At 64.2% G+C, this 15,907-nt stretch carries 11 protein-coding genes, 1 tRNA gene and 2 pseudogenes; all 14 read left to right on the top strand.

The window, feature by feature from the left end; genetic code table 11:
* The first annotated feature begins 8 nt into the window (after positions 1-8).
* The 14 genes and pseudogenes from fmt (at position 9) to PTE30175_RS06210 (ending at position 15,897) form a co-directional block, all read left to right on the top strand.
* A complete protein-coding gene (gene fmt / locus PTE30175_RS06275; protein ID WP_150696203.1) occupies positions 9-977 on the top strand; it encodes a methionyl-tRNA formyltransferase in 969 nt (322 codons plus the stop codon).
* A 52-nt stretch (positions 978-1,029) separates the two neighbouring features.
* The gene (gene htpX, locus PTE30175_RS06270; protein WP_150696202.1) at positions 1,030-1,890 is read left to right on the top strand and encodes a zinc metalloprotease HtpX; all 861 of its coding nucleotides are present in this window, start codon (positions 1,030-1,032) and stop codon (positions 1,888-1,890) included.
* A gap of 210 nt (positions 1,891-2,100) precedes the next feature.
* Positions 2,101-3,393, top strand: coding sequence for a 16S rRNA (cytosine(967)-C(5))-methyltransferase RsmB (gene rsmB / locus PTE30175_RS06265; protein ID WP_150696201.1), 1,293 nt, complete (start codon positions 2,101-2,103; stop codon positions 3,391-3,393).
* Positions 3,390-3,956, top strand: a pseudogene (locus tag PTE30175_RS06260) (DUF4390 domain-containing protein); the annotation flags it as partial. The gene rsmB and the pseudogene PTE30175_RS06260, both read left to right, overlap by 4 nt.
* A gap of 118 nt (positions 3,957-4,074) precedes the next feature.
* The gene (locus tag PTE30175_RS06255) at positions 4,075-6,390 is read left to right on the top strand and encodes a sensor histidine kinase (RefSeq protein ID WP_150696353.1); all 2,316 of its coding nucleotides are present in this window, start codon (positions 4,075-4,077) and stop codon (positions 6,388-6,390) included.
* The gene (locus PTE30175_RS06250) at positions 6,391-7,116 is read left to right on the top strand and encodes a response regulator (RefSeq protein ID WP_150696199.1); all 726 of its coding nucleotides are present in this window, start codon (positions 6,391-6,393) and stop codon (positions 7,114-7,116) included.
* Positions 7,117-7,207: 91 nt separating this feature from the next.
* Positions 7,208-7,283, top strand: a tRNA-Phe gene (locus PTE30175_RS06245).
* 175 nt (positions 7,284-7,458) lie between these two features.
* A pseudogene (queC, locus tag PTE30175_RS06240) lies at positions 7,459-8,181 on the top strand (7-cyano-7-deazaguanine synthase QueC); the annotation flags it as partial.
* A 72-nt stretch (positions 8,182-8,253) separates the two neighbouring features.
* Positions 8,254-8,889 carry a 7-carboxy-7-deazaguanine synthase gene (queE, locus tag PTE30175_RS06235; protein ID WP_150696197.1) on the top strand — a complete coding sequence of 212 codons (636 nt, stop codon included), beginning with the start codon at positions 8,254-8,256 and terminating at the stop codon, positions 8,887-8,889.
* Between the two features lie 7 nt (positions 8,890-8,896).
* Complete coding sequence (gene queD, locus PTE30175_RS06230) at positions 8,897-9,340, top strand: 6-carboxytetrahydropterin synthase QueD (RefSeq protein ID WP_150696196.1); 444 nt, start codon at positions 8,897-8,899, stop codon at positions 9,338-9,340.
* Positions 9,341-9,493: 153 nt separating this feature from the next.
* Positions 9,494-9,916: a DsrE family protein gene (locus PTE30175_RS06225; protein WP_150696195.1), complete on the top strand. Its 423-nt coding sequence runs from the start codon at positions 9,494-9,496 to the stop codon at positions 9,914-9,916.
* Between the two features lie 79 nt (positions 9,917-9,995).
* On the top strand, positions 9,996-10,778 hold the full coding sequence (locus PTE30175_RS06220; protein WP_150696194.1) for an HpcH/HpaI aldolase family protein: 783 nt from the start codon (positions 9,996-9,998) through the stop codon (positions 10,776-10,778).
* Positions 10,779-10,838: 60 nt separating this feature from the next.
* Positions 10,839-11,567, top strand: a complete 729-nt coding sequence (locus PTE30175_RS06215; protein WP_150696193.1) for a tetratricopeptide repeat protein — start codon at positions 10,839-10,841, stop codon at positions 11,565-11,567.
* 337 nt (positions 11,568-11,904) lie between these two features.
* The gene (locus tag PTE30175_RS06210) at positions 11,905-15,897 is read left to right on the top strand and encodes a dermonecrotic toxin domain-containing protein (protein ID WP_150696192.1); all 3,993 of its coding nucleotides are present in this window, start codon (positions 11,905-11,907) and stop codon (positions 15,895-15,897) included.
* Positions 15,898-15,907: the final 10 nt, after the last annotated feature.

Below are 15,907 nucleotides of genomic sequence, written 5' to 3'. Positions count from 1 at the left end.
AATCAGATATGAGTCTACGAATCGTATTTGCCGGTACGCCGGAGTTTGCGCAGGCGGCGCTGGCCGCCGTTGATGCCGCCGGGTTTTCGGTTGAGTTGGTGCTTACTCAGCCAGACAGGCCCGCTGGTCGCGGAATGAAGTTGCAGGCAAGCCCGGTGAAACAGTATGCCCAGGCGCATGGCATGGCGGTGGCGCAGCCACCGTCGCTGCGCCGGGACGGCAAGTATCCTGTTGAAGCCGCCGCTGCGCTCGATCAACTGCGCGCTTTTGCGCCGGACGTCATGGTCGTGGCGGCATACGGGTTGATCCTGCCGCAAGAGGTGCTCGATCTGCCGCGTCACGGGTGTCTCAATATCCATGCGTCGTTGCTGCCGCGCTGGCGCGGCGCCGCGCCGATTCATCGCGCGATCGAAGCCGGCGACGCGCAGACTGGCATCACCCTCATGCAGATGGACGCCGGCCTCGACACCGGTGCCATGATCGTGCGCGAGGCGGAGCCGATTCGCGACGACGACACGACGGCGACGTTGCACGACCGCATGGCGGCGCTGGGCGGGCGCATGGTGGTCGACGCGCTGCGGCAATTGGCGCGCGAGGGGCATTTGCCCGCGACGCCGCAGCCGCAGGAAGGCGTCACCTATGCGGCGAAGATCGCCAAGCAGGAGGCTGCACTCGACTGGCGCCGGCCGGCGGCGGCGCTGTCGCGTCAGGTGCGCGCATTCGATCCGTTTCCCGGCGCACTCGGCACTTTGCGCGACACGCCCGTCAAGCTCTGGCGCGCGACCCCGGTCGCGACGCCGTCGGCCGCGGCGCCGGGTACCGTGCTTTCGGTCGATCCGGATGCGCTCACCATCGCTTGCGGCGAGGGGGCGCTGCGCGTCACCGAATGTCAGAAGCCTGGCGGCAAACGGCTGCCGGTGCGCGAGTTTCTGGCGGGCTTCCCGGTACAGCCGGGCGAGGTCTTCACCGTCAGTTGAATTTTTGCCTGCCGCCCGCATCTAAGCAAGCGACCTAAACAAGGAGAACGCCATGTTCAACTGGATGAAGACCACCCTGCTGATGGCGGCCATCACCGCGCTGTTCATGGTGGTGGGCGGCATGATCGGCGGCCAGAAAGGCATGATGCTCGCGCTGTTGTTCGCGCTGGGCATGAATTTCTTTTCCTACTGGTTCTCGGACAAGATGGTCCTGCGCATGTACAACGCGCAGGAAGTCGACGAATCAAGCGCCCCGCAGTTCTATAACGCAGTGCGTGACCTGGCGCAGCGCGCCAACCTGCCGATGCCGAAGGTGTACCTCATCAACGAGGATGCCCCGAACGCTTTTGCGACCGGCCGTAACCCGGAGAACGCCGCCGTGGCCGCCACGACGGGCATTCTGCGTGTGCTCTCGGAGCGTGAACTGCGCGGCGTCATGGCGCACGAACTGGCGCACGTGAAGCATCGCGACATCCTGATTTCGACGATTTCGGCGACCATGGCCGGCGCCATTTCCGCGTTGGCCAACTTCGCGATGTTCTTTGGCGGACGCGACGAAAACGGCCGCCCGGCCAATCCGATCGCGAGCATCGCCGTTGCCATCCTCGCGCCGATCGCGGCGTCGCTGATCCAGATGGCCATCTCGCGCGCGCGCGAATTCGAAGCCGATCGGGGCGGTGCCGAGATTTCGGGCGATCCCCAGGCCCTCGCGATGGCACTCGACAAGATTCATCGCTTCGCGCAGGGCATCCCGTTCGAGGCGGCCGAAGCGCATCCGGCGACTGCGCAAATGATGATCATGAACCCGCTGTCGGGCGGCGCGATCGCCAACCTGTTCTCGACGCATCCGGCAACTGAGGAACGTATCGCCCGCCTGATGGAAATGGCGCGCACGGGACACTACCCGGCTTGACGCCCACGGCCGCCTGCCGGCCCTGGCGGGCAGTCTGCGCCTTGGTTGCCGTCCGTGTTGTCATTCCTGTTGTCACCCCTTTTGTCACCCCTTTTGTCACCCCTTTTGCCGGGGAGGGGCCGCCGGTCTGATATTCTGTCGGACGACAGCTGTCCTGAATCCGATTTATCCATGCCCGCCGTCTTGCGGGCATTTGTTTTTGGTAATCCGATGTCTCAACCCGCCCTACCTCCGGAATCCTTGGCGTTTGCGCTGCAGCGCGCGGCGCAGGCGCTCGAAGCCGTGCAGAATGGCACCGCCTTGCCGGCCGCGCTGACGCAGGCCACGCAATCGGCGCCGGCCGGCATCCGGCCTGCCGCGCAGGACCTCGCTTACCGGGCGGTGCGCAGGCTCGGCAGCAGCCGCGCGCTGCTGGCCATTCTGGTCAAGCCTGCGCTGCAGGCGCGGGTGCGCGACATCCTGCTGTGCGCGCTGGCGCTGCTGCAGGATCCGCCCGAGAACGCGGCCTACACCGACTTCACCGTGGTCGATCAGGCGGTCGAAGCCGTCGGCGCCCAGCGCCGGACGGCGGCGGCGAAAGGGCTGGCCAACGCGGTACTGCGCCGCTTCCTGCGTGAGCGTGACGCCCTGCTCGCGGAAGTCGCGCAACAGCCCGAAGCCCGCTGGAACTACCCGGCCTGGTGGATCGACGCAGTGCGCACCGCATGGCCCGAGTCGTGGGAAACGCTGCTCGAGGCCGGCGACACGCGCGGCCCGCTCACGCTGCGCGTCAACACGCGCCGCCTGGCCGTGGACGGCATGCTGAAATTGCTGACGGAAGCCGGCATGGCCGCTGAAGTCGTCGGCCCGGCGGCGCTTCGGCTCGCGGCGGCCGTGTCGGTCGAGCGCCTGCCCGGTTTCGCGGAAGGACTTGTCTCGGTGCAGGATGCCGGCGCCCAACTGGCGGCACCGCTGCTGGGCGTGACCGACGGCATGCGCGTGCTCGATGCCTGCGCAGCCCCGGGCGGCAAAACTGGGCATCTTCTGGAATTGGCGGACATCGACCTGCTGGCGCTTGAGAGCGATCGCACGCGTGTGCCGCGCATCCACGAAAACCTCGAACGGCTCGGATTGACCGCGAAGGTCAAGATTGGCGACGCTGGCAATCCGGACAAGTGGTGGGACGGCGAACCGTTCGACCGGATCCTGGCCGACGTGCCGTGTTCGGCGGCGGGAATCGTCCGTCGGCACCCCGACATTCGCTGGCTGCGCCGCGCGCAGGACATCCCGGCCCTGGTCGGCGAGCAGCAGCGCATCCTTGCGGCGCTGTGGCGTACCCTCGCGCCGGGCGGGGAACTGCTGTACGCCACCTGTTCGATCTTTCCCGCAGAAAATGAAGCGCAAGCGCAATGGTTTGAACGCGCTTGTCCAGATGCGGTACGATTGGAAGCTCCGGGGCAATTACTGATGACCCCCGGCGGCGCTCATGACGGCTTCTTTTACGCTCGCTTCCAGAAACGGTGACACGACGACAACGGCTCCTGGCCTGGCTGCTGCCGCTGCTGACAGCGCTTGCGCTGTGTTTCGCAGGCACAGCGCGCGCCGACAATGAAATCCAGGTGCGCGAAGCGCGGCTCGAGGCCGTCGATAGCGGCTGGACGCTTGACGCGCGCTTTGCATTCGACTTGAACAGCAGTCTCGAGGAGGCCGTCAACCGGGGCATTTCGCTTTATTTCACGACCGACTTCGAACTCACGCGCTCGCGCTGGTACTGGTTCGACGAAAAGGTCGTTGCCACGTCGCAGAGTGTGCGGCTGTGGTTCCAGCCGCTGACACGTCAATATCGTGTGTCGACCAACGGCGGACTGCAACTGGGCTTCGCCTCGCTGCGCGAAGCCATGGCGCTGGTGCGCAATGTGAGCGGCTGGCGCGTCATCGACAAGAACACCGTCAAACCGGGCACGATGTACCAGGCATCCGTGCGCATGCGTCTGGACAACGCCCTGATGCCGAAGCCGTTCCAGATCGACGCGGTCAACAATCGCGACTGGAACATGAGTTCCGACTGGACCCGCTTCCTGTTCACGCCGGGCAACTCGCCCAGCGCGGCGCTTGCGACCAACGTCCCGCTGGCCTTCAATACGGCCGCGCCTTCGGTGGGGGGCGAACGTGTCAAATAGCAATGGCTTGCTCAAGCGCATCGTCATGCGCACGCTGATCGTCACCATGGCGCTGGTCGCCGTGGGATTGTTCGGCCTGTTGGCGATCGCCAGTGCCAACACCGAATTCTTTGACCGCTATTACTCACTGCTGTATACGGCCAACATCGCTGTCGCGTTGATCTTCGTGTTCATCGTCGGCGGACTGGTGTGGATCATTCTCGTGCGGCTGCGCCAACGCAGGTTCGGCACGCGCCTGCTCGCGAAACTGGCGGTATTCTTTGCACTGGTCGGCGTGCTTCCCGGCGGCATCATTTATCTGGTGTCGTTGCAATTCGTGTCGCGCAGCATCGAGTCCTGGTTTGACGTGCGCGTCGACACGGCGCTCGATTCCGGGCTGGAGCTGGGCCGCGCCGTGCTCAACAACGGGCTGGTGGACCTTGCGGCGAAGGCGCAGCTGGTCGCCGACAATCTGGCGTCGAGCGGCGACAAGGGCGCGACACTGACGCTGATCCGCATGCGCGACCAGTTCAACCTGCAGGATGCGACCGTGGTGGATGGCAACGGCCGCATACAGGCGTCCGCATCCGCCAATTTCAAGGCGCTCGTGCCCGATCTGCCGACGGCGCTGATGCTGCGTCAGGCGCGTGCGCAGCCGCGCGGCTACACGGCGATCGAGGGCGGCGGCGAGAGCTACGACCGGCACACCGTGGAGGATCAGCTGCGCTGGCGTGTCGTGATGCGGATTCCGTCCAGCTACACGTCGAGCCTGCAAGATGACGAGCGCTTCCTGCAAGTGACGCAACGGGTGCCGAACAATCTGGCGCAAAATGCGGAGGCGGTGCAAAGCGCGTATCGTGAGTACCAGGAAAAGGCGCTGGGACGCACGGGCTTGCGCAAGATGTATATCGGCACGCTGACCTTGTCGCTGTTTCTCGCGACGTTCGTGGCGATGATGCTGGCGCTTGCGCTGGGCAACCAGCTCGCGCGTCCGCTGTTCCTGCTCGCGCAAGGGACACAGGAAGTGGCTGCCGGCGACTTGTCGCCGAAGGGCGAAGTGCGCACCAATGACGAACTGGGTTTCCTCACGCAGGCATTCAACGCGATGACGCGGCAGTTGTCAGACGCGCGCGCGACCGTGGAGCGCAACCGGATTGCGCTGGAAAGCTCGAAGGCACACCTGGAAAGTATTCTGTCGAACCTCACGGCCGGCGTGTTCGTGTTCGATCGCGAGTTTCGTTTGACGACCGCCAACGCCGGTGCGGAACGCATTTTCAAGCAGAGTTTCCAGGGCGAACTCAATCGTGCGCCGTCGCACATTCCGGCGCTGGTCGAGTTCGGCGAGACATTGCGCAAGACATTCGCCGCGCGCGAGGCGAACAACGAGCCGGGCCCGGGGCATTGGCAGCAACAGATCGGCTTGACACTGCCGGAAGAAACTGACGCGGTGACGCTGCTCGTGCGCGGCACGCGCCTGCCCGAGCCGCTGGCTTCGGCTGGGGAGGTGGCCGGCGCAGCGGGTGCGGGCGGCGGATATGTGGTCGTGTTTGACGACATCAGCGACGTGATTTCCGCGCAGCGCTCGGTGGCGTGGGCCGAAGTGGCGCGGCGTCTGGCGCACGAAATCAAGAATCCGTTGACGCCGATCCAGTTGTCGGCGGAACGTCTACAGATGAAACTCGCAGACAAACTGCCGCCGGCCGACGCGGAAGTCCTCAAGCGCGGCGCCACGACAATCGTCAATCAGGTCGCTGCGATGAAGCGCATGGTCGACGAATTCCGCGATTACGCGCGTCTGCCGCCGGCGGTCATGCAGCCGCTGCAATTGAATGACTTGATCGGAGAGGTCCTGACGCTGTACGGTGTGGATGAAGGGCGTGGCGCGATCCATCCGGCGCTGGCTGTGGAACTGCCTGAGATTCGCGGCGATTCAACGCAATTGCGTCAGGTGATCCACAATCTGCTGCAGAATGCGCAAGATGCGGTGGGGTCTGCCGATAACCCTCTTATCACGGTGGAAACGAAGACAGTAGAATACGCGGGAACGGAAGCCAAATCGGGTGAGTCCAGGCGCACTGCGGTGCGACTGACCATCACGGACAACGGGCCCGGCTTTCCCGCCCGAATCCTGACCCGGGCGTTCGAACCCTACGTGACGACCAAGTCGAAGGGCACCGGGCTCGGGCTCGCCATGGTCAAGAAGATCATCGACGAACACGAGGCGCGCATCGACATTCGAAACCGCGCCCTGCCGGAAGGCGAGGGCAGCGGCGGGGCACAGATTTCGATTTTATTTACTCAATTGGCTGACGATCAGGAACTGCCGCGCGTCAAGCCGGCGGAACACACGAAGGTAGCGTAAATGGCAACCATTTTGGTGGTGGATGACGAAATGGGAATCCGGGAGCTGCTCTCGGAGATTCTCAGCGACGAAGGGCATGTCGTCGAGGTGGCGGAAAACGCGCAGGAGGCGCGCGCATATCGTGCGCGGCTCACGCCGGATCTCGTGCTGCTCGATATCTGGATGCCCGATACGGACGGCGTGACCTTGCTCAAGGAATGGGCGGCGCAAGGGCTGCTCACCATGCCCGTCATCATGATGTCGGGCCATGCCACGATCGATACCGCGGTCGAGGCAACCAAGATCGGCGCGCTCAATTTTCTCGAGAAGCCGATCGCGTTGCAAAAATTGCTGCAGGCGGTCGAGCAAGGGCTCATGCGCGGCAAGCGCGAGGGCCAGCCGGCACCGGCGAGCTTCGATGCCGACGAAGACGGTGGCGAACTCGGCGTGTTTGGCGAGAGCGAGGCGCGCGTGGCGCCGGCGGCCATCAACGGCATGAACGCCGGGCTCGGCGCGGAAAACGATCTGGCGGCGTCGATGCCGTCCGGTGCGCCGTCGGCGGATATTTCGTTCGACGTGCCCCTGCGCGAAGCGCGGGACGCGTTCGAGCGCGCCTACTTCGCCTATCACCTCGCGAAAGAGCACGGCAGCATGACGCGGGTGGCGGAAAAGACCGGGCTCGAGCGCACCCATCTGTACCGCAAGCTCAAGCAGTTGGGCGTGGAGTTGAGCAAGAGCAAGACGTAACGCCAAACGCGCGCTGCGAACGGGCTTCCCGCGGAATTTTTACGAAGGGGCTTGCAGCGTGCGGGGGATTTGCATATAATCGCTGTCTCTTGGCCCGGTAGCTCAGTTGGTAGAGCAGCGGATTGAAAATCCGTGTGTCGTTGGTTCGATTCCGACCCAGGCCACCAAATTCGAAGGGCTTGCGCCATCCGCAAGCCCTTTTTGCGTTTGACGGAAAATATGCCCGATGTCGGGTATAACATTTCGTTGATATCGCGTGATTCGATGCACGCGGGCCGCCCTGCATCCGCTGAGGCCTTCGCCGTGCCGGCGCCCTCGCCGAGGGCCGTTGCTAGCGCTTGCTTGATCATGACACCAGCCACCGACACCGCATTGGTCCTGTTCTCGGGTGGACAGGATTCGACCACTTGCCTCGCATGGGCATTGTCGCGCTATTCGCGCGTCGAGACCCTGGGTTTCGACTACGGCCAGCGCCATCGTATCGAGTTGGAGTGCCGCACCGATGTGCTGGCGAAGTTGCGGGAGCGCTTCGGGCAGTGGCGGGACCGGCTTGGCGAAGATCATATGGTTGACCTGTCGATCCTGGGCCAGATCAGCGACACGGCGCTCACGCGTGAGGTCTCGATCGCGATGGAAGCGGACCGGTTGCCGAACACGTTCGTGCCGGGCCGCAATTTGCTGTTCATGACGATCGGCGCGACCATTGCCTACCGCCGCGGCTTGCGCGTGCTTGTGGGCGGGATGTGCGAAACGGACTTTTCGGGCTATCCCGACTGCCGCGACGACACGATGAAGGCGCTTCAGGTCGCGCTCAACCTCGGCATGGACAGCCGCTTCGTGGTGGAAACGCCCCTGATGTGGATCGACAAGGCGAACACGTGGGCGATGGCGCAGGATCTTGGCGGCGACGCGCTGGTCGAACTCATACGTGAAGACACGCATACCTGCTATCTCGGCGAGCGCAGCGTCCTGCACGCGTGGGGCTACGGGTGTGGCGAATGCCCGGCGTGCCAGTTGCGTCGGCGCGGTTTCGAGGCATGGCGCGCCGGCACGACGGTCGCCGAATTCATGGCGTCCCCGGCGCTGGCCGGCAAAGACGCCGACGACAATGCAGGCAAAAGCGGCAAGGCAAAGTAAATGACGTACGCGGTCAAGGAAATCTTCTACACGTTGCAGGGCGAGGGCGCGAACGCCGGGCGTCCGGCCGTGTTCTGCCGTTTCGCGGGCTGCAACCTGTGGACCGGGCGTGAAGAGGACCGTGCCGAGGCCGTGTGCCAGTTCTGCGATACGGACTTCGTCGGCATGGACGGCGAGAACGGCGGAAAATTCCGCACGCCCGGCGCCCTCGTGGCGCAGATCGTGGCGTTGTGGCCCGAAGGCGATCGCGCGCACCGTTTTGTCGTGTGCACGGGCGGTGAGCCGCTGCTGCAACTCGACCCGGCGCTCATCGATGCGCTGCACGCCGAAGGCTTTACGATCGCCGTGGAAACGAACGGCACCCAGCCGGTGCCCGACGGCATTGATTGGGTCTGCGTGAGTCCCAAGGCGGATGCGCCGCTCGTCGTCACACGCGGCGACGAACTGAAAGTGGTGGTACCGCAGGACCGTCAGCGGCTGGCCGATTATGAGGCGCTCGATTTCAAGCACTTCTACCTGCAGCCGATGGACGGACCGTTGCGCGACACGAATACGCGTCTCGCGATCGATTATTGCAAGTCGCATCCGCGCTGGTCGCTGTCGATGCAGACGCATAAATATCTGAATATTCCCTGAGCTGGCCGTGATTACGATTACCCGGAAACTCGAATTCGATGCGGGACACCGCATCCCCGACCACCGCAGCCAGTGCCGCAACCTGCATGGGCACCGCTACGTGCTCGAGATCACGCTGACAGGCGAGGTGAGCCGCCAGGCGGGCGCATCGGACAATGGCATGGTGATGGACTTCGCCGATGTCAAGGCGCTCGCCAACGAGCATCTGGTGTCGGTGTGGGATCACGCGTTCATCGTTTATGAAGGCGACGCGGCGGTGCGCGATTTTCTGGCGTCGCTGCCGGACCACAAGACGGTCGTGCTGGACCGCGTGCCGACCGTCGAGAATCTGGCGGCCGTAGCATTCGACAAGCTCGCCGCCGTGTTTGATGCCCACTACGGGCGCGATTTGCGGCTCATGCGCTTGCGCCTGTATGAAACGCCCAACTGCTGGGCCGAAGTCACCGCCTGAACTCCCGCCGGGGCCGCCAACCTGGCGCCCCCGCGTCATTGGCCTGCCGGTTCCACGGAGCTGGCGCCGTCCCCGACCTCCCTGGCCTCGGCAACCGGCGCGAACGCGCGTTATGATGCGGTTTCCGCACAGGTGCTCCGGGGGACCTTCCGCATGAAATCGCTTTTGCGCGGCGCGCTCGCCGCTTTGATGCTCGTCAGCTTCGCCCTGGCGGCCGCGCCCGCGTTCGCGCGCGACAAGGTCGTCTACCATATCAACGACGCAGAGCACCAGGCGCTGGCCGGGCTGCGCAACGTTCGCAATCAGCTCGATACCGTGCCCGATACCGATATCGTGGTCGTCGCGCATGCGCAAGGCGTCGATTTTCTGATGGAAAGCTACAAGGACGCCGCGACCGTCGGGCCGCTCGTCTCGGCCCTGCATGCGCGCGGCGTAAAGTTCGAAGTCTGCGAAATCACGCTCAAGCAACGCAATCTCAAGAAGGAGCAGTTCGTGCTCGACGCGGATTTCACGCCGTCGGGCGTCGTGGAACTGACGCGCCTGCAGCAGAAGGGTTACGCATACATCAAGCCGTAAGCGAAGCGCAGCCGGCGTTTTGTCACGCCGCGCTGCGAATTTCATCCCGAATTGCAACGCTTTTGTCGCGAGGTCTGCCATGAGTACGCTCAGCAATTCCCTGAAACCTCGTCTGGCGGCACGTGAGCCGCTGTACGGCTGCTGGCTCACGCTCGGGAGCCCCGCGCTGGCGGAAGCCCTTTGCCATGCGGGCTTCGACTGGCTGCTCATCGACATGGAACACGCCGTGAACCACGGCCGTGATGTGCAGGACCAGTTGCAGGCGATTGCCGCGTCGCATATGCCGGTGGAGCCGATCGTGCGGCTGCCGGGCAACGCGCCGTGGTTCGTCAAGGCTGCGCTCGACGCCGGCGTGCGCACGCTCATGTTTCCGATGATCGAGACGGCCGAGGACGCGGCGGCCGCGGTGCGCAGCACGCGCTTCCCCGCGCCGGATGCCCCCGACGGCACGCGCGGCGTCGCCGGCATGACCCGCGCCGGGGGCTTCGGCAATCGACCCGACTATGTCCGCACGGCCAACGCGCAGGTCGCGGTGCTCGCGCAGATCGAATCGCGCCGGGGGCTGGAGAATGTCGACGCCATCGTGGCGACGCCGGGGGTTGACGGCCTGTTCATCGGCCCGGGCGATTTGGCGGCGAATCTTGGGCATCTGGGCGACTCGCGCTCGCCCGACGTGCAGGAGGCCATCGAACGGATTGCGCGCGCGGCGGAGGTGGCGGGCAAGACGTGCGGGATCTTTGTCACCGATGCCACGGCCGGCAAGGCGTCTCGGGCGCAGGGGATCAACATGATTGCCCTGTCGGCCGAAGTGATGCTGCTGCTGCGCGCGGCGCGTCAGGCATTGCAGGACGTGCGGAACTGAGCCGGCGGGCGGCCGGCTTTTGGCGCACAATGAAGGAAAGCGCCCGGTGGAGGAGCCCCCATGGATGCCCGACATGCCCGATGTATTGCACGCGCGATCGCCGCGAGCGCGTTTGTGAGCTGGGTCGCCATGACCGGCACCGGCTGCGCCGCTTATGCGGCCAATGCGGCGCCGGCGCAGGGGTTGACCGATCAGGCAGTCAAGCACTACGAGACCGGCCAGCAGGACAAGGCGCTCGCGCTGTTCAAGCAGGCGGCTGAGCAGGGCAACCGGTTGGCCCAGTTCGACTACGCGATGATGCTGCTCAATGGCGAGGGCGGGGCGGCTTCCCCTCAGGAAGCGCTGCAATGGCTCAAGCGCGCGGCCGAGGCGGGGATGAGCCAGGCGCAATACGTCTACGGCAAGATGTTCGACGACGGCTACGTCGTCGGCAAGTCGATCCCCGATGCGAACCGCTGGTATGAGAAGGCGGCGAAGCAGGGACACACGCAGGCGCAGGCGGCAATCGCCAACGAATACTTCATCGGCCGGGGCGTGCCGCGCGATTACCGGATTGCGTTCGAGTGGTACGCAAAAGCCGCGCAGGGCGGCGATCTGCCGTCGCAATACATCGTGGCGAGTTACTACGAGCGCGGCTACGGCGTAGTGACGCCCGATCTGGATCAGGCGCGCGTCTGGTATGCCCGGGCGGCGGCGCAAGGCGATGTCGCAGCGCGCGGCAAGCTCGATGCGCTTAATCGGCAGCGGGCGTCGGGCAATGGCGCCGCGGCGCCGGCGCCAGGACGCTGAACCTGCCGAATTCTCCGCCGCTGTCTCCTGCGTCGCGATCCCGCCGGCTGCGCGTTGCGCGCGGCCCGGACGACGCGCGCCGGACACGGGAAAGTACCTAAAGCCCGGCGGCGCCAAACGCGTTGCCGGGATTGCCGCTCGTCCTTGCCATAAGTACATTTGCGGTACACGGCGGCTGTCAGACCTGATCGGCGCATGAGCGAAATCTGTAAGTCGCCAACGCCGCACCCTGAATAAATCCTGCGTGAAGCAACGCACCGCCGAGTGCGGAAAGCATGCATAGCGTTTTCCGCATCCGGCCTCATGGATTCATGTGACGCGCATTGGGAGAGTCAGGATGAGCATTGAGGCGTTTGGTGGAACGCTCCGCCCGCAAGGCCTTTGGCAGGGGGAAACCGTTGTGCAGGAAGCGTCGCACGCCGAGTCGGCGCCGCGTGTGGCAGCCGGGGACGAGCGGGGTACCGTGGGCCCGGATACCGACGCCGACACCGGGCCGAGCGCGGTGCCGGACGCGGGGACGTCACAAATGATTGCATGGGCGCAAGCGCGTACGAAGCGGGACCTTCCAGGCGGCTCTGGCGCTGCCGACATGGTCCGCCGCGTCGCAGGACACCCAATGGTGCCAGGCTTTCTCGGCACTTCGGCCGCAGGCCGGCGAATGGCCGATGTTGTCGCGGCGCAAACGGCACGTGAAGCCGATCACTTGGCTTTGCGCGCCATGTTCCGACAAGTGCCCGACGTCCGCGAGCATTTCCGCAGGCAGCTCAGCGCCGACCTGGCGCGACGCGCCCATATGACGGGTGCCAGCTTCGATTCCGACGCGATATTCCTCAATCGCTTCAAGTTTTTTCGCCGTGTTTGGCGAAGCGAGCTCGGCGCCTACATGGACGAGCGGCACGGCATCACGACTTCCATCAACTTGACCGACTTGGCCATGGCCATGAGTTCGGATCCGGGCGCCGTGCCGGCCGCGGCCACGATGGAATACGGCTTGTACCGCCGAAATACGGGCGCGAAAAGCTATTTTTCCGATGAAGAAGTCCAAGGGCTGTCGGCAAGCGATGCCATGAAACTTATTTGCGAACAAAATTATAAGGAATCCTATAGAAATGCCGTGGCCGATGTTTGGGAGTCGGTTGAGTCGGGGCGCTTCGACAAGCGCGCCGAGATCGTCGAGCGTCTGGCGCGAATGGCGCTAAACGAAGCCAAACTGCAATACGAGGCGGGGCAAATTTCTGTCGATGGCCTCCGGTTGGCGCAGGTGGTGCTTCAGGACCGCGATGCACAAAGCCGTGCGCAAAGCGACGCCAATGTGGACGGCATCGACACTTATCTGCTCGAGTATGCCCTGCCGGATGCCAGTGTCTTCGAGGCCGCCGCCACGTTCATCATCTCGGCGCCGCCATTCGGCGAAAGCTTGCGAGGTGGCCGCACGCTCGTGTACATGGTCGGAAGTCCCACACCCTTTCGCGAGTACGCATCGTTGGACATTCTGATGGAAACGCTATTGCCGTCGGACGCCGGGCAGGCGTATCGGGCATGGCGTGATCGGTTGCCCTTGCGTGCGCACGAGCGGGAGCAACAGCCTTTTCTCTTGAAGAAAGTCGAAGCGGACATCGTGTCCGCCATGGTGGCCGCGACGCTTGAAACGATCGACGACGACATCGTATTCGCGGGGCCCCAACGTGCCGTTGCGCAGCGCATGGGCGATTGGCGGCGCTGGTGGGCAGGGGCGACAGGCTATCAGTTGGGGCGAGGGCTGGAATCGGCGCCCTCCGATGTCACGGAAGGTGGATATCTCGGTGCTTCCGAGCGGCTGCATGTACCGCTTCAATCCGTGTACGGGCTTACGTCATTGACTGAGGCGCGAGGGCGGATTTCGGCGGCCATGCCCGATCTCGTGGGCGAGGCGTCGAAATATGCCAGGTTGTTGCTGACAGACCGGTTCAACCTGACGCTCTCACCGGACGAGACGTGGTTCAACACATTCCGCCCAACGCAGGACGTGCTCGCCGCCGCCATCGGCGGCGTCCATCGGATTCCCGGCAATCAGCTCGAATCATCGATGACGTTGACGGATATGGTCGTCCGGGAAGTGACCGGGCAACCCGTCGACATTGGCGCCGTCAGTTTGACCTCGGGCATTTATACGGAGGGAATCGGGGCTGCCCTGTTCTGCGAGCGCAACGCTGCGGGTCTGAAGCCGCTCGACTTCCAGCGTGCGATCGACATCGATACTTTTCGCACAACATTTCTCGTGAGAGTCGAAGCGTTCTGGCGGCAACATGCCGGCGACATTCGCCGGGTTCTCCAGAGCACGTATATCGTCGACGCTTTCCTGCATCACAAGAGCGGCACGATCTCCGATCGCGGCGCGGCATTGGCTCGGCGCGTCACGGGGCGAAACGACGCGATGCATTTGACGCTTCATGATATTTCCGACACGGAACCGGCGCCGGTCAGGGACGCGCGTCTGTCGTGGCTGGCGATCGGCGGCCATGTGTCGAACATGTTGCTGATCGCAGGCGAAGCCGGCGAGCCCATGCTGCTTTATGCTCCCCTGAGTAACCCGGCCGGGCTTTACGAGTTTGCCGATGTACGCCAACGCGACGCGTGGGTTTGCGCCCAGGTTTCGGATCCTGAAAAGCGCCGCGTGTTTGCGGGGGCTTTTTCGGGTGCGGCGCATAGGAAGGAAGCCGTTCAGGATCTGAATGCCATTTTCGATGCCCTGACCGCCGGATCACGGCGGGCGGTGGATGTGGTGAAGTCCGGTATGACTGTGGAAGGGGACCCCTTCGATGCGATGGCCGCGCAAATGAAAGCAAATCTCGATGCCGGCGCGGGCGAGCTTGTGAGCGTGGGATCGCCGGCGATGGTCAGTCTGCTCACCGCACTTCGATGGATCAACGACGTGTTCGGCATCGCGTCCATCGCCGTGCCGGCATATACACCGGTGAGTTTCGGGCTGGCGGGGCTCGAATTCTCGCTGGGACTGTTGTACAAGGACTCACGCGATCCCGGGCTTCGCGAAAATGCCCTTACGGCGCTGTACGACGCGTTCGCCACCGTGATCGGGGTTTCGGTCGCGGGCATGGCGCGTTGCACGCATGGCGCATGGCGATCCTATTACGTGGACCACCTGGCCCCCTATGAATGCAGCGTGGCGGTGAGCGGGATGGAGCAAGTCGGCCCCAATCTTTATCGGTACCGCGGACACTTTTACGCAAAGGCGGGAGATTCGCTCTACGGTGTTGATTACGACGTGAAGGAGCAGACATGGCGCCTGTCAGACCCCAGCAACAAGCTGCCCGACGGCAAGCCGTTGCGTCAGAACGGAATTTGGAAATGGGAACTGCGCAGGGACGACGCCGTGGTACGAGAGGTTGTCGACGAGCTGTTCGATGCGCCGGATGCAGCGATCTTCGATCGTCTTGTCAACACGGAATATCGCCGGCGGCGTATCTCCCTGGAGCGGTCGCCCGTGGCGCAGAGGCGCGAAGCGTTCCGCCAAGGTGTCGAGGAAGCCAGGATGACGCCACCGGTCGTCGGGCGACCCTCCGCTATGTTGAAGCTGGACTTCGTCGACCCGAAAATCAATGATGGGAAGCTGCTGGGCATTCTGAGCCAGCGTATCGACGAGGCGGAACGCGCGGAGCGAGCCGCCAAGTCGCTGCGCGCGGCCGACATCGTCGCGCGCGATTTTGCTGCGTTGGGCGGGCGTTTTGATCCGTTGCCGCAAGCCGTTTACCTTGCGGCCAATGGCGACGGCCACACGGGCTTTTGTTTGCCGCTCAGCCGCGCGATGGCCGTGGCATTGCATCAGGGCGAGGAGGCGGCGCTGATGGCGCGCATCTCTCGCGCGGCAACGTCGCCGAACTCGCCGGATGCCGTCGCACTCAAGCGCAGTCTGGTGGCGTTGCATTCCAACGTCGCGGCTTACCGGGCAAGCCATACAGAACCGATGACGATCGCGCTGGATAAAGTCTACGGTCTGATACGCACTATGCCGCGCTCGTTTGCCTATCTGGTGAGCACGCGCGCGCACAGCATGCTGGTGGGGGTGCAGAACGGCGCGGCCGGCGAATTGGCTTTCTATTTCTACGATGCGAATTTCGGGCTTGCGCGCTTTCCGTCCGTCGATACGTTACAAGCGGCGCTGGAGCGGCATTTGATCGAACGAAACCTCGCGGGCGACTACGAAGCCTACGGGGTGGAGACCCGCCCGAGTTTTGCGGTCACGCCGATCGACCTTGACATCCTGGCGGCGGTCAGAGCGGGCGACACCACGGTCGGCGCGCTGTTCGAGTCCGTGGCCACCGACATCGTTTGAAGTGCATATG

Origin of the sequence: Pandoraea terrae, assembly GCF_902459695.1 — a bacterium.
Taxonomy (GTDB): domain Bacteria; phylum Pseudomonadota; class Gammaproteobacteria; order Burkholderiales; family Burkholderiaceae; genus Pandoraea; species Pandoraea terrae.
This window is presented reverse-complemented; position numbering and strand designations above follow the sequence as displayed.